17 protein-coding genes are annotated in these 25,584 nt (G+C 56.4%); 10 read left to right on the plus strand and 7 right to left on the minus strand.

The features are described 5' to 3' along the window. Genes mdtC through CRO87_RS05465 form a run of 3 tightly spaced genes read right to left on the minus strand, consistent with a single transcriptional unit; the run spans position 1 to position 7,442 of the window. Positions 1-3,078, minus strand: a complete 3,078-nt coding sequence (gene mdtC / locus CRO87_RS05455; RefSeq protein ID WP_097161910.1) for a multidrug efflux RND transporter permease subunit MdtC — start codon at positions 3,076-3,078, stop codon at positions 1-3. Then, positions 3,079-6,201: an MdtB/MuxB family multidrug efflux RND transporter permease subunit gene (locus tag CRO87_RS05460; RefSeq protein ID WP_097161911.1), complete on the minus strand. Its 3,123-nt coding sequence runs from the start codon at positions 6,199-6,201 to the stop codon at positions 3,079-3,081. Beyond that, positions 6,201-7,442 (minus strand): MdtA/MuxA family multidrug efflux RND transporter periplasmic adaptor subunit, encoded by a 1,242-nt coding sequence (locus CRO87_RS05465; protein ID WP_141398671.1) that lies wholly within the window; start codon positions 7,440-7,442, stop codon positions 6,201-6,203. The genes CRO87_RS05460 and CRO87_RS05465 overlap by 1 nt, the downstream gene beginning before the upstream one ends. 107 nt (positions 7,443-7,549) lie before the next feature. On the opposite strand from CRO87_RS05465, the gene CRO87_RS22495 reads away from it, so the two are divergent. Further along, entirely contained in the window at positions 7,550-7,732 is a 183-nt protein-coding gene (locus CRO87_RS22495) for a hypothetical protein (RefSeq protein WP_097161913.1), read from the plus strand. A 46-nt stretch (positions 7,733-7,778) separates the two neighbouring features. Beyond that, positions 7,779-7,838, plus strand: a complete 60-nt coding sequence (locus tag CRO87_RS22935) for a type I toxin-antitoxin system Ibs family toxin (RefSeq protein ID WP_112919032.1) — start codon at positions 7,779-7,781, stop codon at positions 7,836-7,838. A gap of 99 nt (positions 7,839-7,937) precedes the next feature. Here CRO87_RS22935 and yegD read toward each other — a convergent pair whose 3' ends face one another. Then, positions 7,938-9,290, minus strand: a complete 1,353-nt coding sequence (gene yegD / locus CRO87_RS05475) for a molecular chaperone (RefSeq protein WP_097161914.1) — start codon at positions 9,288-9,290, stop codon at positions 7,938-7,940. Positions 9,291-9,426: 136 nt separating this feature from the next. Between yegD and alkA the strand changes: the two genes are divergently transcribed. Continuing rightward, positions 9,427-10,269 (plus strand): DNA-3-methyladenine glycosylase 2, encoded by an 843-nt coding sequence (gene alkA, locus CRO87_RS05480; RefSeq protein WP_097161915.1) that lies wholly within the window; start codon positions 9,427-9,429, stop codon positions 10,267-10,269. Here alkA and CRO87_RS05485 read toward each other — a convergent pair. Both CRO87_RS05485 and CRO87_RS05490 read right to left on the minus strand, forming a co-directional pair. Then, positions 10,266-11,513: an MFS transporter gene (locus tag CRO87_RS05485; protein ID WP_097161916.1), complete on the minus strand. Its 1,248-nt coding sequence runs from the start codon at positions 11,511-11,513 to the stop codon at positions 10,266-10,268. The two genes, alkA and CRO87_RS05485, sit on opposite strands and share 4 nt — an antisense overlap. Before the next feature lie 221 nt (positions 11,514-11,734). Then, on the minus strand, positions 11,735-15,058 hold the full coding sequence (locus CRO87_RS05490) for a diguanylate cyclase (RefSeq protein ID WP_097161917.1): 3,324 nt from the start codon (positions 15,056-15,058) through the stop codon (positions 11,735-11,737). Between the two features lie 343 nt (positions 15,059-15,401). On the opposite strand from CRO87_RS05490, the gene udk reads away from it, so the two are divergent. From udk to asmA, 3 genes are all read left to right on the plus strand, one after another. Next, positions 15,402-16,043 (plus strand): uridine kinase, encoded by a 642-nt coding sequence (udk, locus tag CRO87_RS05495; RefSeq protein ID WP_097161918.1) that lies wholly within the window; start codon positions 15,402-15,404, stop codon positions 16,041-16,043. Between the two features lie 71 nt (positions 16,044-16,114). Further along, positions 16,115-16,696: a dCTP deaminase gene (gene dcd / locus CRO87_RS05500; RefSeq protein ID WP_097161919.1), complete on the plus strand. Its 582-nt coding sequence runs from the start codon at positions 16,115-16,117 to the stop codon at positions 16,694-16,696. 25 nt (positions 16,697-16,721) lie between these two features. After that, positions 16,722-18,563 (plus strand): outer membrane assembly protein AsmA, encoded by a 1,842-nt coding sequence (gene asmA, locus CRO87_RS05505; protein WP_097161920.1) that lies wholly within the window; start codon positions 16,722-16,724, stop codon positions 18,561-18,563. A 49-nt stretch (positions 18,564-18,612) separates the two neighbouring features. Here the strand turns inward: asmA and CRO87_RS05510 are convergent, their stop codons facing one another. Beyond that, positions 18,613-20,199, minus strand: a complete 1,587-nt coding sequence (locus CRO87_RS05510) for a TerC family protein (RefSeq protein ID WP_097161921.1) — start codon at positions 20,197-20,199, stop codon at positions 18,613-18,615. A gap of 665 nt (positions 20,200-20,864) precedes the next feature. On the opposite strand from CRO87_RS05510, the gene CRO87_RS05515 reads away from it, so the two are divergent. The 4 genes from CRO87_RS05515 (at position 20,865) to wcaA (ending at position 25,584) form a co-directional block, all read left to right on the plus strand. Beyond that, positions 20,865-21,998: a polysaccharide export protein gene (locus CRO87_RS05515; RefSeq protein ID WP_097161922.1), complete on the plus strand. Its 1,134-nt coding sequence runs from the start codon at positions 20,865-20,867 to the stop codon at positions 21,996-21,998. A 5-nt stretch (positions 21,999-22,003) separates the two neighbouring features. Further along, on the plus strand, positions 22,004-22,447 hold the full coding sequence (gene wzb / locus CRO87_RS05520) for a low molecular weight protein-tyrosine-phosphatase Wzb (protein WP_097161923.1): 444 nt from the start codon (positions 22,004-22,006) through the stop codon (positions 22,445-22,447). 2 nt (positions 22,448-22,449) lie between these two features. Further along, the gene (gene wzc / locus CRO87_RS05525; RefSeq protein ID WP_097161924.1) at positions 22,450-24,612 is read left to right on the plus strand and encodes a tyrosine-protein kinase Wzc; all 2,163 of its coding nucleotides are present in this window, start codon (positions 22,450-22,452) and stop codon (positions 24,610-24,612) included. A 129-nt stretch (positions 24,613-24,741) separates the two neighbouring features. Then, positions 24,742-25,584: a colanic acid biosynthesis glycosyltransferase WcaA gene (gene wcaA / locus CRO87_RS05530; RefSeq protein ID WP_097161925.1), complete on the plus strand. Its 843-nt coding sequence runs from the start codon at positions 24,742-24,744 to the stop codon at positions 25,582-25,584.

Consider the following 25,584-nt stretch of genomic DNA (forward strand, 5'->3'; position numbering starts at 1 on the left):
TTACTCAGCTACCGGTTGATGAGATTTACGCGTAAAGCGCAGCCGCAGACGGTCGAAGAACAGATAAACCACCGGCGTGGTGTACAGCGTCAGCAGCTGGCTCATCACCAGACCGCCGACGATGGTAATTCCCAGCGGCTGGCGCAACTCGGAGCCGTCTCCGCCGGAAAGCACCAGCGGCAAAGCACCAAACAGTGCGGCCAGAGTGGTCATCATGATCGGCCTGAAGCGCAGCAGGCAGGCCTGGAAAATCGCCTCTTCCGGCGCCAGGTTACCGTTGCGCTGCGCATCGAGTGCAAAGTCGACCATCATGATGGCGTTCTTCTTCACGATGCCAATCAGCAGCATGATACCAATCAGTGCGATCAGGCTGAACGGCGCGCCGAACAGCTCCAGTGCCAGCAGCGCGCCGACGCCCGCAGAGGGCAGGGTAGAGAGGATCGTCAGCGGATGAACGTAGCTCTCATACAGCATCCCCAGCACGATATAGACCGTCAGGATCGCCGCAATAATCAGGATAACCTGAGAGTTCATGGTCTGCTGGAACACCTGCGCTGTACCGGCGAAGCTGCCGCGAACGGTCTGCGGCACGCCAAGCTGCGTCATCGTTCTTTCGATGGCATCGCTCGCCTCCGACAGGGATTTGCCCGTCGGTAGGTTGAAGGAGATGGTCGAGGCCGCCGACAAGCCCTGATGGTTAACGGAGAGCGGCGCGTTAGCCGGCTGCCATTTCGCAAAGTAAGAGAGCGGAATGGTTTTTCCTTCGCTGTTAATCACAAACATCTGATTAAGGGCGCTGATGTCCTGGGTATAAACCGGGTCGACTTCCATCACCACCTTGTACTGATTCAGCGGCTGGTAAATGGTGGAGATTTGTCGCTGACCGAAGGCGTTGTTCAGCAGGCTGTTGGCATCTTCGACGCTGATACCGAGACGGGACATGGTCTCCCGGTCATATACCAGATCCATTTCCGCACCGTTGTTCTGCTGATCGGAGTTCACATCGGCAAGCTCTGGCAGCTTCGAGAGCGCGGTCGTGATTTTGGGTGCCCATTCACGCAAATCGGCCAGGTTGTCCGACAGCAGCGTGTACTGATAGCCCGCATTGGCCTGCCGTCCGCCAACGCGGATATCCTGCACAGCCATTAAAAACAGGTTCGCTCCGGGCTCTTTGGCGAGTTTTTTACGTAGCCTGTCGATGACCTGCTGCGCCGTTTCATTGCGCTCGTCGCGCGGCTTCAGGGTGATAAACATCATCCCGCTGTTGACGCGTGAACCGCCGGTAAAGCCTGTGACGTTATCCACCGCCTTGTCTTCACGAATGATTTTCATGAAGTCCTGAAGCTTGCCGCGCATTGCCTGGAAAGAGATGCTCTGATCCGCCTGAATATTGCCCATCACCACCCCGGTGTCCTGCTCCGGGAAGAAGGTTTTCGGAATGGAAATATAGAGCCAGACGTTCAGGGCGATGGTGCCGAGCAATACCACGCCTACCAGGCGTGAATGGTTCAGCACCCATTTGAGGGATTTGCCGTAGCCGCGCTGCATTGCAACCAGGACGCGCCCGAAGCCACGGTCCCGCGTTGGCTGATGCTTGCGGGAGGATTTGAGCATCCAGCCGCACATCATCGGCGTGAGCGTGAGCGACACGGCGAGCGAAATGCCGATGGCGACGGAAAGCGTCACCGCAAATTCACGCAGCAGCCTTCCCGGCAGGCCGCCCATCAGCAGCAGTGGCAGGAACACGGCGACCAGCGAAACGCTCATCGACAGCACGGTAAAGCCCACTTCGCGGCTCCCCTGCAGCGCGGCCTGCATCGGTTTCATTCCGGCTTCCACGTGGCGGGAGATGTTTTCCAGCACCACGATGGCATCATCCACCACAAAACCCGTGGCAATGGTTAACGCCATGAGCGACAGGTTATTCAGGCTGAATCCGCAGAGATACATCGCAGCAAAGGTGCCAACCAGCGATACCGGCACGGCCACGGCGGGGATCAACGTTGCGCGACCCGATCGCAGGAACAGGAACACCACCAGAATCACCAGCGCGACTGAAATCACCAGCGTCTGTTCCACTTCTTCAAGCGAGGCGCGGATGGTTGGCGAACGGTCCTGAGCAATTTGCAGGTCGATGGCCGCCGGAATGGTCTCTTTCAGCTCCGGCAGTCGGGCGCGAATGGCGTCCACCGTCTGAATGATGTTGGCTTCCGGTAGCTTGCGGATCATCAGCAAAATGGCCGGTTTGGCGTTGGTCATCCCGGCGTTGCGCACGTCCTGTACGGAATCGGTGACGTTGGCGACGTCGCTCAGGCGCACCGAAGCACCGTTGTTGTAATGGATAATCAACGGCTTGTATTCGGCGGCGGTTTTCAGCTCATCGTTGGTAGCGAGCTGCCAGCGCTGGCTGCTGTCCTCAATCGAGCCCTGCGGGTTGCGGACGTTGGCGTTGCTGATAGCGGTGCGCACCGCGTCCAGCGATACCCCCTGGTTAAACAGCGCCTGGGGATTCAGGTCTACGCGCACTGCGGGCAGGGAACTGCCGCCTACGTCCACATCGCCTACGCCGTCAATCTGCGAAATTGTCTGCGCCAGCTGCGTTGAGGCGTAATCGTACAGCTGGCCCTGGGAGTAGGTGTCCGAGGTCAGCGTCAGGATCATGATTGGCGCATCCGACGGGTTCGCCTTGCGGTAGGTCGGACGGCTGGGCATGCCTGTCGGCAGTAAACTTTGCGCTGCGTTGATGGCCGCCTGTACGTCGCGGGCGGCGCCGTTGATGTCGCGGTCAAAATCAAACTGCAAAATGATGCGCGTGCTGCCGAGCGAACTCATCGAGGTCATTTCATTGACCCCGGCGATGCGGCCGAGCGAGCGCTCAAGCGGCGTGGCAACCGACGAAGCCATGGTTTCCGGCGAAGCACCCGGCAGCGAGGCGCTGATCATAATCACCGGGTAATCCACCTGCGGTAGCGGGGCCACCGGCAGCAGCCGGAAGCCGAGCACGCCGCACAGCGTGATGGCGATCGAAATCAAAATCGTCGCCACAGGGCGGTAAATGAAGAGGGCGTAAAACCTCACTTACGCCTCCTCTTCACGCTGCGGCAGGCGGCTTTTCAGGTAGAGCGAAAGGCGGTCGAACAGCAGGTAGATAACCGGGGTGGTGAACAGCGTCAGCACCTGGCTCACCAACAGACCGCCGACCATGCCAATCCCCAGCGGACGACGCAGCTCCGCGCCGACGCCGGTACTCAGCATCAGGGGCAGTGCGCCGAGCAGGGCGGCAAGCGTGGTCATCAGAATCGGACGGAAGCGCAGCAGGCAGGCCTGATAAATCGCCTCTCGCGGTGGCATGCCCTGTTCACGTTCAGCGGCCAGCGCAAAGTCGATCATCATGATGGCGTTTTTCTTCACGATGCCGATCAGCAGAATGATGCCGATGATGGCGATCACGTCGAGTTCACTGCCCGAAACCCACAGCGCCAGCAACGCGCCCAGGCCTGCGGTCGGCAGGGTGGAGAGAATCGTGATCGGGTGGATAAAGCTCTCATACAGAATGCCAAGCACGATATACATCGCCACCACGGCAGCCAGTACCAGCCAGACGGTGCTGCCCAGTGCGGCCTGGAAGGCCAGTGAGCTGCCCTGAAACTCGGTGCGGATATCCGTCGGGAAATTCAGCGCTTTTTCCGCATCGGTGATGGCCTGAACCGCATCGCCCAGCGATGAATCCTGCGCGACGTTAAAGGAGATGGTCGTCACCGGGAACTGATCGAGATGGTTGATCGACAGCGGCGCAAAGCGCTCTTCCACTTTGGCGATAGCGTTTAGCGGCACAACGCCGCCGCCGCTGCTGGTGATGCGGATGTTGTCCAGTGCCGCAAGCCCCGGCGTTTCGCGGGTGTCATGCTCCAGCACCACACGATACTGGTTTGATTGCGTGTAAATGGTGGAAATCAGGCGCTGGCCGAAGGCGTTATAGAGCGCATTATCGACGTCCGCCATGCTGATGCCAAGGCGGCTGGCGCTGTCGCGATCGACATTCACGTAGGCTGAAAGCCCCTTGTCCTGCCAGTCGCTGCTGACGTCCTCAAGCTGCGGTAGCTTTTGCAATTCCGTCATCAGCTGCGGCACCCAAGCGCTAAGCGCATCCAGCGAGTTGGCCTGCAGGCTGAACTGGTACTGGGTGCGGCTGACGGTGGTGTCGATGGTCAGATCCTGGGTCGGCTGCAGGTAAAGGGCAACGCCCGGAACCCGGTCCACGGCGTGCTGCAGACGACGGATCACTTTTTGCACTCGGTCGTCACGATCGGCGAGTGGCTTAAGGTTGATTTGCAGGCGGGCGCTGTTGAGCGCCGGGTTGGTACCGTCGACGCCGACGTAGGACGTCAGGCTTTCCACTGCCGGATCTTTCAGGATGATGTCCGATACCTGTTCCTGGCGCTGGGCCATGCTGGCAAACGATGCCGACTGCGGTGCCTGTAAGGTGCCCTGAATGATGCCGTTATCCTGAATCGGGAAGAAGCCTTTCGGAATAAAGATCCATAGCATGATCGACAGCGCCAGAGTGCTCAGGGCCACGCCGAGCGTCAGCCACGGGTGATTCAGCACTTTGGTGAGCATACGTCCGTAGGCCGCAATCACGCGTTCGAAAAAGCGCTCGCTGGCGCGGGAAAAACGGTTCTGTTTGCGTAGCGATTCGTGGCTCAGCATGCGCGCGCACATCATTGGCGTCAGCGTTAGCGACACCACGGCGGAGATCAAAATGGCCACCGCGAGGGTGATGGCAAATTCGCGGAATAAGCGTCCGACGATATCGCCCATAAACAGCAGTGGGATAAGCACCGCGATAAGCGAGAAGGTCAGAGAGATAATGGTAAAGCCGATTTCGCCTGCGCCCTTAAGCGCCGCCGCCATCGGCTTTTCACCTTTTTCGATGTAGCGCGAAATGTTCTCGATGACCACGATGGCGTCATCGACCACGAAACCGGTGGCGATGGTCAGCGCCATTAACGTCAGGTTGTTGATAGAGAAATCAAGAAACACCATGACCGCAAAGGTGCCGACGAGCGACAGCGGCACGGCAACGCCGGGGATAATGGTGGCCGGAACGTTGCGCAGGAAGACGTAGATAATCATGACGACAAGCGCAATTGCCAGCATCAGTTCGAACTGGGTATCGCTGACCGAGGCGCGGATATTGTTGGTGCGATCGGAGAGGACTTTCACCTGTACGGATTTTGGCAGGCTGCTGGTCAGCTGCGGCAGCATCTGGCGAATGCTGTCGGCAGTGGCGATGATGTTGGCGCCCGGCTGGCGCTGGACGTTCATGACTATCGCCTGCTGTTTATTGGCCCATGCGCCAAGCCAGCTGTTCTCAGCACCTTGTTCAATGGTGGCCACATCACCGAGGCGCACGGGCGAACCGTTCTGATAAGCGATAATCAGCTTGCGGTATTCGGCGGCGGACTGCATCTGATCGTTGGCGGAGAGCGTGACCGCGCGGGTTGGGCCGTCGAGGCTGCCTTTTGCCGAGTTAACGTTAGCATTGGTGATAGCAGTGCGCACGGTTTCGCTGGTCAGCCCCAGGGCGGCGATTGCCTGAGCATTCAATTTTACACGCACCGCAGGACGCTGACCGCCTGCAAGCGTCACCAGGCCGACGCCGGAAACCTGAGAAATTTTCTGCGCCACGCGCGTTTCCACCATGTCTTCCACCTGTGTCATTGGCAGGGCGGAAGAGGTGACGGCGAGCGTCATGATTGGCGGATCGGCAGGGTTGACCTTGCTGTACACCGGCGGGTTTGGCAGATCGTTCGGCAGCAGGTTGGTTGCGGCGTTGATGGCGGCCTGCACTTCCTGTTCGGCAACGTCCAGCGACAGCTCAAGCTGGAACTGCAGCGTGACGACGGATGCGCCGCCTGCGCTCTGGGACGACATCTGCTTCAGGCCGGACATCTGCCCGAACTGACGCTCGAGCGGGGCGGTAATGGAGGAGGTCACGACATCCGGGCTTGCTCCCGGGTAGAGCGTAATCACCTGAATTGTTGGGTAATCGACCTCAGGCAGCGCGGAAACCGGCAATAAGCGATAGCCGATGATCCCCGCGAGCATAATGGCCACCATCATCAGCGTGGTGGCGACCGGGCGCAGAATAAACAGGCGGGAAGGGCCGCCCGTATTGCCGGGAGGTAAAACTTGCATCAGGAGCGGGCTCCTTTTTTGCCGCTTTGTTCAGCCGTCGGCGTTTCTCCGGCGGTGGCGGAATGGGCTTCAACAACTTCCACTTTGGCCCCTTCGGTCAGACGGTCGATACCGTCGGTCACGACCTTATCGCCTGCCGACAAACCATCGCTGATGACCACTTTCTGACTGTCCTGAATGCCCGGCACCACGATGTGTTTGCTGACTTTATTTTCAGCGTTCAGTACCCAGACGAAGTTGCCTTCGTTACCCATTTGCAGCGCGGCGGTTGGGATCACCACCGCATTTTGTTCGGTATCCACCAGCAGGCGGGCATTGACGAACTGGTTCGGGAATAGCGCATCGTCCATGTTGTTGAAGCGTGCCTTCAGCTTGATGGTGCCGGTAGTGGCGTCGATCTGGTTATCGAGGCTTAACAATGCCCCGTTGCTGAGCTTCTGTTTGTTGGTACGGTCCCAGGCTTCCACCGTCAGGCTCTGGCCTGCTTTCTGGGCTTTAACCACTGTTGCGATGTCGTTTTCGGGCAGGGTGAAAACCAGATCAATGGGATGGGTTTGGGTAAGCACCACAATGCCGGTGGTGTCGCTGGTGGAGATCTGGTTGCCGATATCTACCTGTTTCAGGCCCACACGCCCGTCGATAGGGGCGGTGATGCGCGTCCAGTCGAGCTGCAGCTGTGCACTGGCAACGGCGGCTTCATCGGCTTTCACCGTGCCGAGGCTTTCGGTGACTAACGACTGTTGGGTGTCGAGTTCCTGACGGGAAACGAGGTTGGTTTTCACCAGTTGCTGATAACGCGCGAGATCCCGTCGGGCGTTGGAGAGCGTGGCGTTATCTTTTGCCAGCTGGCCCTGGGCCTGGGCCAGCGCCACTTTGAACTGACTCGGATCGATTTCCGCCAGCAAATCGCCGGCTTTCACCTGCTGACCTTCCTGGAAGTGTAGCGCCAGCAGCTGGCCGTTGACGCGGCTGTGTACCGTGACGGTGTTCGCCGCTGTGATAGTCCCCAGACCGGTTAAATAACGTGGTACGGCTTCGTTGGTTGCTGTAGCCGCCTGAACGGGCGCTAACGCCCCGCTGAAGCGCCCGCCGTGACGACCGCCACTGGCATGCTGCCCTTGAGTTGCGCCAGAGGTGCCTGTGTCAGACGTACTGCTGCTGTGCCAGTAATACACGGCGACGCCAGCGATTACCGCTACGCCCAGTGCGCTCAACCAACGCGATTTTTTGCTGCCTTTCATCGTTATACGTATCTCGTCCTGAAACCTTTCACGGAATGATACTAGTTTAGTAACGGAACACCCCGGAATAATGGAGGAAATATGAAAGACTGTCTGGAAACGTCTGAATGGCTGCTGTTCTGCTTATCGTCGCAGAAGAGAACATCAAAAAATTATCTATAACCAAATCATTCGAGTTGCAGGAAGGCGGCAAGGGAGCTCATCCCCAGGAGCTTACTTCAGTAAGTGACTGGGGTGAGGGAGTGCAGCCAACGCATCTGCAGCTTGAAGGATGCAGGTTAGAGGGCTGAAACGGGAAAGGCCCTTCCGTGAAGGGCCTTGAAAAGGAAAAGGGTTATGATGAGGTTAGTCATCATACTGGTCATTCTCTTAGTCATTAGCTTACCGGCTTACTAAGAGACCAGAGGGGGGAGAAATCCCTCCTCGCCCTTTGTCCTTACGGTAGGTTGAAAAAGCAGCAAAGTCAATCCGCCCAATACGAGGCCGATCGCAAACTCAGGAGAATACCACCTGTGCCCAGCGGGCTAACCCAGCGGTTACCGAGCCAAAATCATCGCCACCAGCAATCTCAATCCCCGGCAGCTGCTGCGCCAGCGCTTTTTTAATCAACGGCGAACGGGCGCTGCCGCCGGTCAAATAAATCACGTCTGGCTTTTCACGACCGTTATCCAGCGCCAGCTGAACCTGCTCAAGAATGCGCGTCAAAGGTTGGTTCAGTGCGTTTTCCAGCCCCAGCTGATTGATATCAGCAGCGAGTTCAGGACTCAGGAACGGCAGCGTGGTGGTGATATCCGTTTTGTCGGAAAGCGCAATTTTGCTCTCTTCGGCGCTGCGCACCAGGCGATAGCTCAGACGCTGCTGCCAGGTTTTCAGCAGCAGACTCACTTTATCCGCCTCACGAGCATCACGAACCAGATCCCGCAGCATACGACCATTCGCCGTGCTGTAAAAATCAGTCTGCGCCGGAACGTCGTTAATGGCGACAGCATTCCACCACGGTAGCACCGGCAGGGCGATACCTTTCTCCGTTTCTCCCCCCATCCCGAGCAGCGGCATCAGGCACTTGAACGCCAGCGCAATGTCCAGGTCGTTCCCGCCCACGCGACAGCCGCTGTGGCCCAGAAGGCTGCTCTGACGCTCGCGTTTGGCGCGCCATTCAGGGCCCATCAACAGCAAAGAACAGTCGGTTGTCCCCCCACCGATATCCACGACCAGTACACGCTTTTCAGACGTTAGCGTCGCTTCGAAATCCAGCCCTGCAGCCACTGGCTCATACTGGAATACCACGTCGGCGAATCCTGCACGCTGTGCGGCGCGCTCAAGAATGCCCTGGGCCTGGTCGTTGGCGTCATCGCCGCCCAGCCCCTGGAAGTTGATCGGGCGACCGATGACCGCCTGAGTAATGCTTTCGCTGAGCTGAGTTTCTGCCTGCTGCTTGATGTGCAGCATCATGGCGCACACCAGATCTTCAAACAGTGCGACCTGCTGAGGCTTCAGCCCGCTGGCGCCGAGGAACGATTTGGGCGACTTAACAAAGTACACCTCTTCCGGGTCGTCGATATACTGCTTCAGCGAGGCAAGACCGAACTGGATGCTGCCGGGCAGAACGTCAATATCCTCTTCGCGATTGAAGCGAATCGCCCGACGCAGCAGGGCTTCCGTCTCATCGCCGGTTGCCGGGACATCGTGCTGACGATAGAGCCACTCGCTCACCGCCTCGCGCGTCGGGGCGCAAAGCATTGAGGGCAGCAGCGTGCTGCCGTTTTCGAGGGTCAAAAGCTGCGGTGTATCACCGCGCATGACGGCAACCGAGCAGTTTGCCGTTCCGTAGTCAAAACCAATAAACACCTTGCGGATTCCCCATGCCAGTGAAGAAAAGGCGACGACTTTAGCGGAATGCGGGGCAGGCGACAAGCCAAAATATGAAAGCAAGGCGAGAAGCGCACAAAGCCGTTATGCTGTAGTAACTTACCGAGGAGAGAAGATGCTGAGTTTAGCGTGGCAGGCCCCCTACGACTGGGAATGGATGTTTGGCTTTCTGGCGGCGCGTACCGTGGAAGGCGTTGAGCGTTTTGAGGGAAATACCTATATCCGCAGCTTCGCGATCGACGGACATCAGGGGCTGATACACGCCACTCCCGATCCAATGACACAGACGCTGCAGATTACCCTCTCGGAAGGGCTTTTGCCCGTAAAGGCACAATGTCTGCAGCGGCTGGAGCAGCTGTTTGATTTACGCTGCGAGCCGCACAAGGTTTCAGCGGCGCTGGGTGAGCTGGCGGCGGCACGTCCGGGTCTTCGGCTGCCGGGGTGCGTTGATCCCTTTGAGCAGGGCGTGCGGGCGATTCTCGGGCAACTGGTGAGCGTAGCGATGGCCGCGAAGCTCACCAGCCGGGTAGCAATGGCTTACGGTACGCCGCTTGATGACGAATCGGGGCTTACCTGCTTCCCTACGCCGCAGCAGTTAGTGCTTGCCGATCCGCTGGCGCTGAAAGCGCTGGGAATGCCGGTCAAGCGCGCCGAAGCACTGATTCATCTGGCTCAGGCGGCGCTCAGTGGCGAACTGCCGTTGTCACCTCCGGAAAACGTTGAGGCGGCAATGAAGGCGCTACAAACTTTCCCCGGCATTGGCCGCTGGACCGCCAACTATTTCGCCCTGCGAGGCTGGCAGGCGAAAGACGTCTTTTTACCAGACGACTATCTGATCAAGCAGCGCTTCCCCGGCATGACGCCCGCACAAATTCGTCGCTATGCGGAGCGCTGGCAGCCCTGGCGCTCCTACGCGCTCCTGCACATCTGGTACAGCGATGGGTTCCGGCCCGCCTAATGCGTATGCTGTTCGCGCGGGTTGCCCTGCGGCTGGTGGCCAGAAATCACTACCCCGCGTGTTTCACGCCCGAAGGCGACAAACACGCAAATCAGGATCGCGACCGTGCCTGCTACTATGGCCATCGCCATGCCGTAGTTGCCGCCGTTGGCTTCGGCAATACGGGCCTGAAGCGTGGCGTTGACCGAGGCCAGTAAATTACCCAGCTGATACACAAAACCTGGCAGAACGGCGCGGGCATTGGCAGGCACCAGCTCATTGAGGTAAGTCGGCACCACGCCCCAGGCTCCCTGCACCATAAACTGCATCAGGAAGGCGCCAAGCCCAATGTTGAATGACCCGGTGGAGAATGCCCAGAGAGGCAGGACAGGCAGTGCCAGAAAGGCGGCAACGATCATCGCCTTTTTACGGCCAATCTTTTCAGATACCGTGCCAAAGAAAATGCCGCCGAGCATCGCCGCAATGTTGTAGCTGATGGCGATCAGGCTAACGGTGTGCGGGTCAAAACCGTGCTGCACTTTCAGGAAGGTCGGATACAGATCCTGTGTGCCGTGGCTAAAGAAGTTAAAGCAGGCCATCAGCAGCACCAGATAAATACACAGCTTCCAGTGGCTGCGCAGAATCGGCAGCAGAGCGGTGCTCTCTTTACGCTCGCGCGCCGCCAGCCACACCGGCGACTCCGGCACTTTGAACCAGATGTACGGCAGCAGGAAAATCGGCAGTGCGCCAATCAGGAACATCCCTCGCCAGCCCACGCTGCTGTAAAAGAGGCCAAAAATGATGGAAGCCAGAAGATAGCCGCAGGGATAGCCCGCCTGAAAGATGCCGGACATCAGCCCGCGTGAGCGGTCAGGGATGGTTTCCATCGCCAGCGATGAGGCTACGCCCCAGATCCCACCCATCGCAATACCATACAGCACGCGGAACAGCAGAAAGGCGGTAAAGGTCGGCGACCATGCCGACAGCAGTTCAAAGATGCTGAAAAACAGAATGTTGAGCATCAGGATTGGGCGGCGGCCAAATTTCTCTGCCATTCGCCCGAACACCAGGGCGCCTATCGGCCGCACGGCCAGGGTCAGCATGATAGCCAGAGAGACTTCGGAAACTGAAGCGTGGAACCAGCTGGCGAGATCGCTTAAAACAAAAACGAGGATGAAAAAGTCGAAGGCGTCGAGCATCCAGCTGGAAAAACTGGCAACGGCGACGTGCTTCTGAGTCGGGCTCCAGTTGAAAAGCGTAGTCATAGTCGGTGTCCTGATAAAGCTGTGCGAAGACAGCGTGGGGCAGGCAGGCGAGGCGCGGTTCACTGCGACGGGTCTGTCACCGGAAGGGTATTTTGTTGTTCTTTTGTATATTACATGTAAAGAAAAAATAGTTAGCAGGTTAATGGTTATATTTTGTAAGCGTTAGCGTCGTAATGAAACGAAGCGCCCGCGATGGATGACGCGGGCGGAAAGGTGGGGTCTTAGTTGATGGCAAAGTAACTGCTGTTGAGCATCAGCTCCAGCGGTTGGCTGGCGGCGATGGTGTCCCCGTAAATAAGATCCACGCCAATACCTGAGAGGGTGTCCATCATCAGCGCCTGGTTGGTCGGCCCGGCAATCGTTTTCATGCCCAGCCGCTGGGCATGACCCTGCACGATAGTCACCATCATTTCATCCATCAGGCTGGCGTGAACGTTGCCGATAATTTCCGGATCCAGCATCACGTAGTCGGCACTGCCGGCGCTGAGATGTTCAAAAAGTCCAGAATCCTGGCCAACCTGGCTGATGATGATTTTGCATCCCGCTTTGCGGAGCTGATTCAACCCGTCCTGCACGCCCGTTTGTAACAGGCAATCGGCGCTAAACACCAGATGCAGCAGGCGGGCGGGCATGCCGCTGTTGCTCAGGCCATCGAGGATTTCATTAAGTAGCACCGGGCCGGTAAGGCCTGCCGCTGACAGGGGAAGGGTGATGCTTATCCCGCGCGCGGCAACAATATGCGCCCAGTTACGGAAGAACTCCTGGTAGATGCGGCGATCGAGGGCGTGGATCAACTCCTGATCCGCCAGCCCTTTGCGGAAGGCCTGCTCTTCAACCATTTCGCCTTCACTGGTCCAAAGACGCAGGGAGAGCAGCCAGAAGCTGCTGCTTTCCGGCACGCGCGGTGAAGCCACGCTGCGGGCCATCAGCACCAGATGGTTGTCACGCACCATATGCCACTGTTCGTCGAGCGACATCATGCTGCGCTGCTGGTGAAGCCTCTCCTGCTGTGGCTCATACACGCTGACAATACCGCGGCCGTTATTTTTTGAGGTATAGCAGGCAATATCCGCCTGGGACATGACTTCTGTGGCCAGGTGGTTACTCTCATCAATCAGGGTGATCCCGGCGCTGGCGCCGATGCGATGTAAACGCCCCTCCCACATAAAGTGGTAATCGTTGATCGCCTGAATGAGGCGCCCGGAAATGTAGCGTGCACTCTCGATATTGCAGTCCGGCAGCAGCAGACCAAATTCATCACCGCCCAGGCGGGCCAGAACATCGCTGGTGCGCAACATGCCGAGCATCATCGAAGACAGCTCACGCAGCAGGGCATCCCCGGCAGCGTGACCGGCCGTGTCATTCACTGCTTTGAAGCGGTCAAGATCGATATACACCAGCGCATGACGCTGATGGGTTTCCTGCACGGTCTGCAACAGGCGTTTCAAGTGATGTTCAAAGCTTACACGGTTTGCCAGATGGGTGAGGGCATCGTGAGATGCGCTGTAGCTCAGCTGGCGCAGCATTTTACGTGACTCCGTGACATCCTGAATAACCAGCACGGATCCGATATTTTGCCCGTCCAGCGTACTGAGTGGGGTAATGCTGTAGTGGATATCGTAGCTGCCACCGTTGCGGCAGTGCAGGACGACATCCTGATCGATGTCGGTGCGCGACGTATCGCCACTGTGAATATTTTCCATCAGCGGGCCGTTGTCGCCAAAAGTGATGCGCAGGACGTGAAGCAGCGGCTGCTTTATCGCTTCTTCCTGGCTCCAGCCGCTCATCTTTTCGGCAACCGGGTTCATAAAGATGACATTCATGTCGACGTCGGTACACAGCACGGCTTCACCGATAGAGTCGAGGGTGATGTGCAGACGCTCTTTTTCCTGGAACAGGGCTTCGTTGAGCTGTTTCACCTCGGTCATGTCGATATTGATACCGAGTAACCGTTCCACTTCACCCTGTTTGTTCAGCACCCGGTTAGCCAGCGAGCGGATATGGCGAATGCCTTCCTTCACCTGAATGCGGAATTCCAGCTTGAACGGCGAGCGGGCGAGGAGGGCATGACGGATCACGCGTTCAGCCTCTTCCCGATCCTCTTCTATCACACAGTGATGCCAAAGTTGCCAGGTTGGCTTGAGGTGAGAGGGGATCTCATAGAGCTCGAACATGCGCTTATCCCATGAGATGAGGTCGGGCTCCAGCTCCCACTCCCAGATACCAATTCCACCCGCTTCGTTAGCGAGAGTAATTCGCTCCATCAGGCGCTTATTCACCCATTCGGTGTGCTTCAGGTCGTTGATATCTTCAATCTGGGCGATGAAATAGAGCGGCGTGCCATCGGCGTGTCTCACCAGCGAAACCGCCAGCAGCGCCCATACGACGTCACCTTTACGCGTGTAGTAGCGCTTTTCCATGGTGTAGGTGTTGATCTCACCGCTCACCAGCTGCTCAAGCTGTGCCAGGTCGTTGCCGAGATCTTCCGGCAAAGTCAGCTGCTGGAAGGTCATGGTGCGCAGCTCATTCTGGGAGTAGCCAAGGAACTTACAGAGCGCCTTGTTGGCCTGTAACCACTGGCCTTCCGTGCCCACCAGTGCCATGCCGATGGCGGAATATTCCATCGCGTTTCTGAAGCGCTCTTCGCTTTCGGTGATGTGCTTGCGTTCGGCGCGGAAGGCGTACATGACCATCGTCATGACGTTGGCGGGCAGCAGCATCATCAGGAACGGAAGCCAGGGCGCGTTGGACATCGCATAAGCCTGCGGCGTCGGCAGCGCGACGGGATGAGTCGCCATCATCAGCGACACCATCATGATGGTAATAAGGAAGATGCTGAAAGCCTCCATGCGCGGCAGGCGCACGGCGCTCCACATCAGCAGCACAATCACGCAGGTAAACGGCCAGGGCAGCCATATCATCGACACGGCGCTCAGGGCAAGGGTCACCGCCAGCGTCAGCAGCGTTTCCAGCAGCAGACGCGGATTACGATGGCGCAGAAGGTAATGATTTTTATAGAGCAGTCCCAAAGGCACCAGGGCTAACGCGCCGATAGATTCTGACAGCACCCAGACGAGGAACGTGTGGATCCCGTTGGCAGCAGGCGCAAACAAGAGTACCAGCACCCCACCCACCAAGGGGGGAATGACCGCGCTGGATACGGCCAGTCGCACCCAGTCAAGCAGGTTTTGCAGCGGGTTATAGGACGGTAAGAATTTGCGCAACAGCAGCGCGCCAAGCGCGGCTTCAACCACATTAATAAAGGTAAAAACAAGGTTAATGGCGCTGAACGGGAACAGCAAGACAGAGGCAAGCACGCTTGATACGGAACAGACGGCAGCGATGGTGGGCCACATTTTTCCGGCATGGCGGTAGAATGCGACCATCATGATCGCCGTAGGGAACCATAACGGCGCAAGGATGGTTCCGAAACGTGTCAATTCGAGCGAGAAAAGCGTAAAGATAAACGTCAGCAGCCCAAGGCTCACCATACGTAACAGAGTATGAGACGGGGTCACCGACGCTCTTTTTTCGGATATCTTCATTTACCGCTTTCCGCCAGGGCTTTCCGGCCGCGACTTTTCACGAGGAATCGGCCTGAATTCATTAGGATTATAAATGGGATCATGCTAGTACAAACAATTTACATTTCCTATGGCATCTGCTCATTATTTAGCAGCATTGAGAGATAAATTCGCAGTTTGCGCAAAAAGTGTCTGAAGCGTTGGAAAAGTGAGCATATTAATTTGCGAATAGTCACTTTTTATCCCGATGCGGGTGGATGTCGTTTTCGACTGGTATCGGAAGACTGAAATACCTATAATTGCCGCGTTTGGCGCTCCGGCGTCACCCTTCTTCTCATCCAGGTTAATCAGGTCGCAAAAACTTATGACTGATAAGTCTCATCAGTGCGTCATTATAGGCATCGCCGGCGCATCGGCTTCGGGTAAAAGTCTCATCTCCAGCACCCTTTATCGCGAATTGCGTGAGCAGGTGGGTGACGAACATATTGGTGTTATCCCCGAAGACAGCTATTACAAAGACCAGAGTCATCTGTCGATGGAAGATCGCGTTAAAACGAATTACGACCACCCAAGCGCGATGGACCACAGCCTGCTGTATCAGCATCTGCAAATGTTAAAACGTGGCGAAGCCATTGAACTGCCGGTCTACAGCTATGTGGAACACACCCGCATGCCGCAGACGGTTCACGTCAAGCCGAAGAAAGTGATTATCCTTGAAGGGATTTTACTGCTGACGGACGCCCGCCTGCGCGAAGAGCTGAACTTTTCGATTTTTGTCGATACGCCGCTGGATATCTGCCTGATGCGCCGCATCAAGCGTGATGTGAATGAACGCGGGCGCTCAATGGATTCCGTGATGGCGCAGTACCAGAAAACGGTGCGGCCGATGTTCCTGCAGTTCATCGAGCCATCCAAACAATATGCCGACATTATCGTGCCGCGTGGCGGGAAAAACCGCATCGCTATTGATATCCTGAAGGCCAAAATCAGTCAGTTTTTTGAATAATTCCCCTGAATTAGGTACTGTGCATCTTGACCCGGCAGACGCCGGGCTTGCTGCATTAAAGGAGATAGCGCATGCGTCTGTGTGATCGAGATATTGAAGCCTGGCTGGATCAAGGCCGACTGGCCATTTCCCCACGCCCTCCGGTGGAGCGCATAAACGGCGCAACGGTGGACGTACGTCTTGGCAATAAATTCCGTACCTTCAGCGGACACACGGCGGCCTTTATCGATCTCAGTGGCCCAAAAGCGGAAGTGAGCGCTGCGCTCGACAAAGTGATGAGCGAAGAGATCGTCCTCAAGGAAGATGAAGCGTTCTATCTCCATCCGGGTGAGCTGGCCCTGGCGGTTACCCTGGAATCCGTGACCATTCCTGCTGATTTAGTGGGCTGGCTTGACGGGCGTTCTTCTCTGGCGCGACTGGGGCTGATGGTCCACGTCACCGCGCATCGCATCGATCCTGGCTGGTCTGGTTGCATCGTGCTTGAGTTCTACAACTCGGGCAAGCTGCCGCTGGCGCTGCGTCCAGGGATGCTGATTGGCGCGCTGAGTTTTGAACCGCTCTCTGGCCCGGCTGCCCGCCCTTATAATCGCCGTGAAGACGCCAAGTACCGTGACCAGCAGGGCGCGGTAGCCAGTCGTATCGATAAAGACTGAGCGTGACGGACGCGCCGGAGACCTCATGAGACGAATTCTGACAACGCTGATGATTTTGCTGGTCGTTATTGTGACCGGCCTGTCAGCGCTGGTGCTGCTGGTGAATCCCAACGATTTTCGTGACTATCTGGTGCGCCAGGTCGCGGATCGTAGCGGCTATCAGCTGCAGTTAGACGGTCCGCTGCGCTGGCACGTCTGGCCGCAGCTCAGCATTTTGTCCGGCAGAATGACTCTGACGGAGCCCGGTGCTGGCGCGCCGCTGGTGAAAGCGGACAATATGCGCCTTGATGTGGCGCTGATCCCGCTTTTATCGCATCAGTTGAAAGTGAACCAGGTGATGCTGAAAGGGGCGGTGATTGAGCTGACCCCGGCAACGGAAGCCGTGAAAAACAGCGCAGCGCCGGTCGCACCTCGCGAGAATACCCTGCCTCAGGCGCCTGATGATCGTGGTTGGTCGTTCGATATCGCCAAACTCAAGGTCTCCGACAGCGTACTGGTATTCCAGCATGAGAGTGACGAGCAGGTTACCGTGCGTGACATTAACCTGCAGATGGTCCAGGACGAGCATTACCAGGCCGACGTCGATTTTTCCGGACGAATTAACCGCGATCAGCGCGATCTTAATCTTTCGTTTAATGCGAAGGTGAACGCCGGGGATTTCCCTCACGTATTGACCGCCAACTTCAGCCAGCTCAACTGGCAGCTGCAGGGGGCCGATCTTCCGGCCCAGGGCATTGCAGGGCAGGCCTCGCTCCAGGCGGAGTGGCAGGAAGATCAAAAGCGTCTGAGCTTCAGTCAGCTCCAGCTTACCGCCAACGACAGCACGCTGGCGGGCAGTGGTAGCGTCACGCTGGACGACAAGCCTCAGTGGCAGCTGGACCTGCACTCCGACAAGCTCAATCTGGACAATCTGCTTTCTCAGGCCAACCCCGTTGCGAACAGTACCGTCAGTCAGCAGAGTCAAACACGTCAGCAACGCCCGGTGATTGCCGACAGCGTGAAACAGCCAGACTACAGCAGTCTGCGAGCCTTCACTGCGGCGCTGAAGCTGCAAGTAGGTCAGATCCTTTGGCGCGGTATGAACTTCACTGACGTCAACGTACAGGCCACGAACAGCTACGGTTTACTGACCCTCTCAGAGCTTCATGGCAAGCTGGATGGCGGCACGCTGTCACTTCCCGGGAGCCTGGATGCACGGCAGGACAAACCACTTTCTGCATTTGAACCGAAGCTCGATAACATCCAAATCGGAACGCTGCTGAAAGCGTTTGATTATGGCATCAACCTGACCGGGAAACTGTCACTCACCGGTGAGTTTGAAGGGGGCAAAATTGATGCTGATAGCTTCCGCCGCAGCTGGCAAGGGCAGGCGAAGCTGTCGCTACTGGATTCCCGTGCCGAAGGACTTAACTTCCAGCAGCTGGTGCAGCAGGCCGTTGAGCGCAGCACCAATGTGAAAGCGAAGGAAAATCTGGATAGCGCTACCCGACTTGACGAATTTACCAGCAGCCTGACGCTGAATAACGGCATCATGTCGCTGAGTGACATGAACGGAAAATCAGCGATGATGGCCCTTGGCGGTCAGGGTTCGCTGGATCTGGTGAAGGAAGAGGGTGATATGCGTTTTAACGTGCGCGTACTCGATGGCTGGCAGGGTGAAAGCAAACTGATTGATACCCTGAAGAATACGGCCATTCCGCTGCGGGTCTACGGTAAATGGGATGCCCTCAACTACAGTCTTCAGGTTGATCAGGTCCTGCGTAAACAGCTGCAAAGTGAAGCCCGCAATCGCCTGAAAGCCTGGGCCGATAAAAACCAGGACAGCCAGTCGGGCAAAGATCTAAAAAAACTGCTCGATAAACTCTGATCTCTTCTTTGCTCACAGCCGTGCGAATCCGCCCGGCTGTGAGCCCGCATCACACTTCGTAAGTGAGCTCATCGTCATCCTGAACGGGCGGAACAATCTGCACGCGCTGAACGCGGTGATTTTCAACCTGCAACGTCTTCAGGGTAAAACCTTCCACCTCAATGGCTTCACCGGCCTCTGGCACGCGCTGAAGATGTTCCATCAGCAGTCCGGCAATGGTGTGATATTCCCGCTTTTCATCGAGCGGTATTGGCACATACTGAACCAGATCTTCCAGCGGCATATGGCCATTGGCGGTCCAGCTGCCGTCGCTATTTTTCTGGATATCATGGCGGGCATCAATCTCCTGCACTTCATTTGGCAGGTTTCCGGCAATGGTTTCCATCACGTCACTCAGGGTAACAATCCCTTCCACAGAACCGAACTCATCCACCACAAAGGCAAAATGCGTCCTCGCATTACGGAACTGCTCCAGTGCGGCCAGCAGCGGCAGCGTTTCAGGGAAGACCAACGGCTGGCGAATCAGCACCCGCAAATTCAGCGCTTCACCCCGCAGTGACTGAGCAAGCAGATCGATGACGTGGACAACACCGAGCAGCTCTTCATCGTTATCACCACCGGTAACGACCAGGCGAGTGTGCTGATTTTTTCCCAGCAGGGCTCGCACTTCCTCTTCCGGTGCGCTGAGATCGATGTGCTCAATGTCATGACGAGAAGTCATGATGCTGCTGACGCTGCGCTGGTTGAGATTCAGCACACGCTCGATCATCCGCCGCTCCTGCAGCTCGAAAACGGGTTCGTCTTTATGGTCGGCAATCAGCGAGGCAGTTTGTGCATCCAGTTCCGCGTCTTCCTTCTGTCCGCTCAACAGGCGCATGACCGCTTCCGTGGTGCGACTGCGCAGGCTCTGGTTAGCAGACAAAAATCGACGTCGGTTGAAGTGAGCCAGCTGATTCAGGGCTTCAATTATCACCGAGAAGCCGATGGCGGCATACAGATACCCTTTCGGAATGTAGAAGCCAAAGCCTTCCGCCACCAGGCTGAAGCCAATCATCAACAGGAAGCTCAGACACAGGATGACGATGGTCGGGTGGCTGTTCACAAAGCGCGTGAGCGCTTTACTGGCGAACAGCATCATGGTGATAGCGATGACGACCGCAGCCATCATGACCAGCAGATGGTCGACCATGCCGACCGCGGTAATCACTGAATCAAGGGAGAATACCGCATCAAGGACCACAATCTGTGCCACAACGGCCCAGAACTTCGCGCCGCGCCGCTGCGTCGGGCCGTCGGAGTCCTTGCCTTCCAGCCGCTCATTGAGCTCAACTGTAGCCTTAAACAGCAGGAACAGACCGCCTCCCAGCATGATCAGGTCTCGCGCGCTGAAGCTCAGATCGCGGATGGAAAACAGGGGACGGGTCAGGGTGACCAGCCAGGAGATGGAGGCCAGCAGCAGCAAGCGCATGACCATCGCCAGAATGAGCCCGGTAATGCGTGCCCGGTTGCGTTCTGCCGGGGGGAGTTTTTCCGCAAGGATCGCGATAAAAACCAGATTATCGATCCCGAGTACCAACTCGATGACGACTAAAGTAATGAGGCCTGCCCAGATTGAGGGATCGGCAATCCATTCCATATGCTGTTTAACACCTTCTGCGTGATGAAAATTGTCACATCAGGATCATGGTTAACGAACAGCAAAATTGCAATATATGCTGAGGATAATCTTAAATTGAATTTATTACGGGAGTGAAATATCCCTTCTTTTTATGTAATTAATAATGCTATTCCACTGGCGCGAATATATTTTGAGCAATGCTGGCGTAGAGGTAATGTCAATATAAAGATAATCCTAAAATGGAACACCCTTTCTTAATATTTATCCTAAAAGCACCTCCATCGGGCATTGTGTTCTTGTCGAATATAAAGCTTGCTGCAACAATCAAACCGCATAAATCAATATTAAAGTCGTGTCCTGTCTCGTTATTAAAAATGTGAGGGCACCTTTACCTGCATGACGCCTTATCTCGCCTGTGCGGCTGGATATGCAGCAGTAGCAAACATAACCCTATGATTACGCAGTAGACTGGTAGCTGAGAGCCTGGGGCGGTAGCGTGCCTGACGGCCAGTGATTAGCCTGGATTTATTCTGTCAACGGCCTGCCTTTGAATAATGCTTTTTAGGAATGATGCCAGTTATATTTCTTTTTTGTTAACGGCATTCTCAATGTAAATGATCGGAACGGGTTCTGATCTTTTATTCGCACAGGATAATTTCTCCGCCGAAAGTGAAAAATAATCAATGATGAAATCCCAACTGAAATTGATGCCATTATTGGTGTCTGCAATCCTGATGAGCGGTTGCACAGTCCTGCCTGGAAGCAATATGTCGACCTTCGGGAAAGACGTGATTAAGCAGCAGGATGCTGATTTTAACATCGACCGAATGGTGAATGTTTATCCGCTGACCCCGCGACTGATTGAACAGTTGCGCCCTCGTCCAAACGTCGCGCAGCCCAACATGTCGCTGGATCAGGAGTTAAGCAATTACCAGTATCGTGTCGGCCCGGGTGACGTACTGAGCGTCACCGTCTGGGACCATCCTGAGTTAACCACCCCGGCGGGGCAGTATCGCAGCTCAAGCGACACGGGCAACTGGGTTCAGCCCGACGGCTCAATTTTCTATCCCTATATCGGACGTGTGCAGGTTGCCGGCAAATCGCTTGCCGAAATCCGCGACATGATTACCGGACGACTTGCCACTTATATCACCGACCCGCAGGTGGACGTGAACGTGGCGGCATTCCGCTCGCAGAAAGCCTACGTCTCGGGCCAGGTCAATAAGTCAGGTCAGCAGGCGATCACTAACGTGCCGCTGACCGTGCTGGATGCCATCAACAATGCAGGCGGCATGACTGACCTTGCAGACTGGCGCAACGTGGTCCTGACGCACAACGGCAAGGAAGAGCGTATTTCCCTGCAGGCGCTGATGCAAAACGGCGACCTCAGTCAGAACCGTTTGCTCTACCCGGGTGACATTCTCTTCGTTCCGCGCAACGACGACCTGAAAGTCTTCGTGATGGGTGAAGTGAAAAAACAGAGCACCCTCAAAATGGACTTCAGCGGTATGACGCTGACCGAGGCGCTGGGTCAGGCGGAAGGTATCGACATGACGGCTTCCAATGCCAGCGGCATCTTCGTGATCCGTCCGCTGAAAAGCGACAAGAGCGGCAAGATTGCGAATGTCTATCAGCTGGATATGTCCGATGCCACCTCTCTGGTGATGGCGACCAACTTCACGCTGCAACCGTACGACGTGGTGTACGTCACTACCGCGCCGGTGACCCGCTGGAACCGCCTGATCAACCAACTGTTGCCGACCATCAGTGGCGTTCGCTACATGACGGATACGGCTAAAGATATCCACACCTGGTAACCCTTATGTTCAACAAAATTTTGGTGGTCTGCGTCGGCAATATCTGCCGCTCCCCAACGGCGGAGCGGCTGCTGAAACATCATCTGCCTTCGCTGGACGTTGAATCCGCGGGCTTAGGCGCGCTGGTGGGGAAGGGGGCTGATGAGAGCGCCGCAAGCGTGGCGGCTGCGCACCAGATTTCCCTGGACGGGCACTGTGCCCGTCAACTCTCCAGCAAGATGTGCCGCGAGTACGATCTCATTCTGACCATGGAAAAAAGCCACATTGCCCGGCTGTGCGAACTCGCCCCGGAAATGCGCGGCAAAGTGATGCTTTTTGGTCACTGGGACAACGAGCGTGAGATCCCTGACCCTTATCGCAAGAGTCGTGATGCATTCGAAGCGGTTTACCACTTACTCGATCAGTCCGCCAGCCAATGGGCGCAGGCGCTGAAAGTACAGCAGGGATAACAATGACAGATAACGTAAAACAGGCGCACCCGCAGGCATCGGGGAGTGATGAAATTGATATTGGCCGCCTGGTCGGCACGGTTGTGGAGGCCAAATGGTGGGTATTGGGTATTACCGCTCTGTTTGCCGCCGCCGCGGTGATTTACACGCTGTTTGCCACGCCTATCTACAGTGCTGACGCGCTGGTCCAGATTGAGCAGGACACCAGCAGCTCACTGATGCAGAACTTAAATTCCGCGTTGAGCAACAAGCCACCCGCCTCTGATGCTGAGATCCAGCTGATTCAGTCGCGCATGGTACTGGGCAAAACGGTGGACGATCTGAATCTCGATATTGCGGTCACCAAAAACACCCTGCCGATACTTGGCGCAGGCTGGGAGCGTTTGATGGGGCGTGGGAACGAAAGCGTCAGCGTCGAGACGTTTACCGTCCCGGCTGGCATGCATGATCAGGTGTTCACGCTCGAAGTGCTTGGGCAGAACCGCTATCAGCTGACCAGCGACGGCGGATTCAGCGCGAGCGGTGAAGTGGGGCAGCCGCTCACTAAGTCGGGCGTTACGCTGCTGGTCAGCGCTATTCACGCAGAAGAGGGTGGAAAGTTCACCGTCACGAAATACTCCACGCTTGGGATGATCAACACCCTGCAAAACAGCCTGACGGTGACGGAAAACGGCAAAGATACCGGCGTCCTGAGCCTGACCTATACGGGCGAAGACAAAGATCAGATCCGCGAAATCCTGAACAGCATTGCGCAGAACTACCTGGCGCAGAACGTGGAGCGTAAATCGGAAGAAGCCTCCCGTAGTCTGCAGTTCCTGGCTAAGCAGCTGCCGGAAGTGCGCAGCCACCTCGATGAGGCGGAAAACAAGCTCAATGCCTATCGTCAGCAAAAAGATTCAGTGGATATGTCGCTCGAGGCGAAATCCGTCCTCGATTCGGTGGTGAACATTGATGCCCAGTTGAACCAGCTGACCTTCAGTGAAGCGGAGATTTCCAAGCTTTACACCAAAAAGCACCCGGCCTACCGCACGCTGCTGGAAAAACGCCGCACGCTGGAAGAAGAGAAGGCCAACCTGAACAAACGCATTACCGCAATGCCCGAAACTCAGCAGGAAATCGTGCGTCTGACGCGTGATGTTGAGTCCGGTCAGCAGGTTTACATGCAGCTGCTGAATAAACAGCAGGAACTGAAGATTCAGGAAGCGAGTACCGTGGGTGACGTGCGCATCGTTGATTCAGCTATCACCCAGCCAGGCGTGCTGAAGCCGAAGAAGGCACTGATTATTCTCGGCGGCATTATTCTTGGCCTGATGCTCTCCATCCTTGGCGTGCTGCTGCGTTCGCTGTTTAACCGCGGCATTGAAAGCCCGCAGGTGCTGGAAGATAACGGCATTAACGTTTATGCCAGCATCCCACTTTCTGAATGGCAGAAGCAGCGCGATCAGGTCAAAACAGTCAAGGGCGTTAAGCGCTTCAAGCAGAGCCAGCTGCTGGCGGTAGGCAATCCGACGGATCTTGCTATCGAAGCGGTGCGAAGCCTGCGTACCAGCCTGCACTTCGCCATGATGCAGGCCAGCAACAACGTGCTGATGATGACCGGGGTCAGCCCGTCTATCGGTAAAACCTTCGTCTGTGCCAACCTCGCGGCGGTGATAAGCCAGACCGGCAAGCGCGTGCTGTTAATAGACTGCGATATGCGTAAAGGCTACACCCATGAACTGCTGGGTACGACCAACGATAACGGTCTGTCCGACGTGCTGGTCGGCAAGACGGATATCGCAGGCTGTGCGAAACGCACCTCAATTACCAACTTCGATCTGGTTACGCGCGGGCAGGTGCCGCCGAATCCGTCTGAGCTGTTGATGAGTGACCGCTTTAGTGAGCTGCTGAACTGGGCGAGCAAAAACTATGACCTGGTGCTGATCGATACGCCGCCAATCCTGGCGGTCACCGATGCCGGCATTATCGGTCGCCATGCGGGTACCACGCTGATGGTGGCCCGATACGCGGTCAACACCCTGAAGGAAGTGGAAACCAGCCTCAGCCGCTTTGAGCAAAACGGCATTCAGGTGAAGGGGGTGGTCCTCAACTCCATCTTCCGCAGAGCCACCAGCTATCAGGACTACGGCTACTACGAGTACGAATACAAGTCTGACAGCAAATAACGATCCGTTTATACCCCCTCTCCCTAACCCTCTCCCGAAGGGAGAGGGAACCGACCAGGCTGATTTTCTCCCTCTCCTTTCGGGAGAGGGCCGGGGAGAGGGGATGTCTCAGCCTTTCTGGGGAACACAATGACAAAACAACACCCTTTGATTTCCATTTATATGCCAACCTGGAACCGGCAGCAGCTGGCCATTCGCGCCATTAAATCTGTGCTGCGCCAGGATTACCCGCACTGGGAAATGATCATTGTCGACGACTGCTCCTCATCTTTTGAACAACTGGAGCAATTTGTGGCTGGACTCAACGACACACGCGTCAGCTATGTGCGCAACGACTTTAACTCCGGCGCTTGCGCGGTCCGCAATCAGGCGATTTTGCAGGCCAGGGGGCAGTTCATCACCGGCATTGACGATGATGATGAGTGGACGCCGAACCGCCTGTCGGTTTTCCTCGAACATAAACACCAGCTGACGACACATGCTTTTCTGTACGCCAACGACTACGTCTGCGAAGGGGAAGTGTACTCCCAGCCTGCAAGTCTGCCGCTGTACCCGAAGTCACCGTTCTCCCGCAAGCTGTTCTTCAAGCGCAACATTATCGGCAATCAGGTATTCAGCTGGGCGTGGCGTTTCAAAGAGAGCCTGTTCGATACCGAACTGAAGGCGGCGCAGGACTACGACATCTTCCTGCGCATGGTCACCGAGTACGGTGAACCCTGGAAGGTGGAAGAGGCGACGCAGATCCTGCACATCAATCACGGTGAAATGCAGATCACATCGTCGCCGAAAAAGTTCTCTGGTTACTTCCACTTCTACCGCAAGCACAAAGACAAATTCGACCGGGCGAGCAAGAAATATCAGCTCTTTACGCTCTATCAGATTCGCAACAAGCGCATGAACTGGCGCACGCTGCTGACGTTGCTCTCCGTGCGCAACGGTAAACGCCTGGCCGACGGGCTGCGGGGGAAATGA

This window comes from Enterobacter sp. CC120223-11 (assembly GCF_900215375.1).
Lineage (GTDB): Bacteria > Pseudomonadota > Gammaproteobacteria > Enterobacterales > Enterobacteriaceae > Scandinavium.

Coding starts and splice junctions, on each gene's coding strand:
- CRO87_RS05460 (WP_097161911.1), bottom strand. CDS start 6,201: ATGCAAGTTTTACCTCCCGGCAATACGGGCGGCCCTTCCCGCCTGTTT.
- CRO87_RS05465 (WP_141398671.1), bottom strand. CDS start 7,442: ATGAAAGGCAGCAAAAAATCGCGTTGGTTGAGCGCACTGGGCGTAGCG.
- CRO87_RS22495 (WP_097161913.1), top strand. CDS start 7,550: ATGGCTGCTGTTCTGCTTATCGTCGCAGAAGAGAACATCAAAAAATTA.
- alkA (WP_097161915.1), top strand. CDS start 9,427: ATGCTGAGTTTAGCGTGGCAGGCCCCCTACGACTGGGAATGGATGTTT.
- CRO87_RS05485 (WP_097161916.1), bottom strand. CDS start 11,513: ATGACTACGCTTTTCAACTGGAGCCCGACTCAGAAGCACGTCGCCGTT.
- CRO87_RS05490 (WP_097161917.1), bottom strand. CDS start 15,058: ATGAAGATATCCGAAAAAAGAGCGTCGGTGACCCCGTCTCATACTCTG.
- udk (WP_097161918.1), top strand. CDS start 15,402: ATGACTGATAAGTCTCATCAGTGCGTCATTATAGGCATCGCCGGCGCA.
- dcd (WP_097161919.1), top strand. CDS start 16,115: ATGCGTCTGTGTGATCGAGATATTGAAGCCTGGCTGGATCAAGGCCGA.
- asmA (WP_097161920.1), top strand. CDS start 16,722: ATGAGACGAATTCTGACAACGCTGATGATTTTGCTGGTCGTTATTGTG.
- CRO87_RS05510 (WP_097161921.1), bottom strand. CDS start 20,199: ATGGAATGGATTGCCGATCCCTCAATCTGGGCAGGCCTCATTACTTTA.
- CRO87_RS05515 (WP_097161922.1), top strand. CDS start 20,865: ATGATGAAATCCCAACTGAAATTGATGCCATTATTGGTGTCTGCAATC.
- wzb (WP_097161923.1), top strand. CDS start 22,004: ATGTTCAACAAAATTTTGGTGGTCTGCGTCGGCAATATCTGCCGCTCC.
- wzc (WP_097161924.1), top strand. CDS start 22,450: ATGACAGATAACGTAAAACAGGCGCACCCGCAGGCATCGGGGAGTGAT.
- wcaA (WP_097161925.1), top strand. CDS start 24,742: ATGACAAAACAACACCCTTTGATTTCCATTTATATGCCAACCTGGAAC.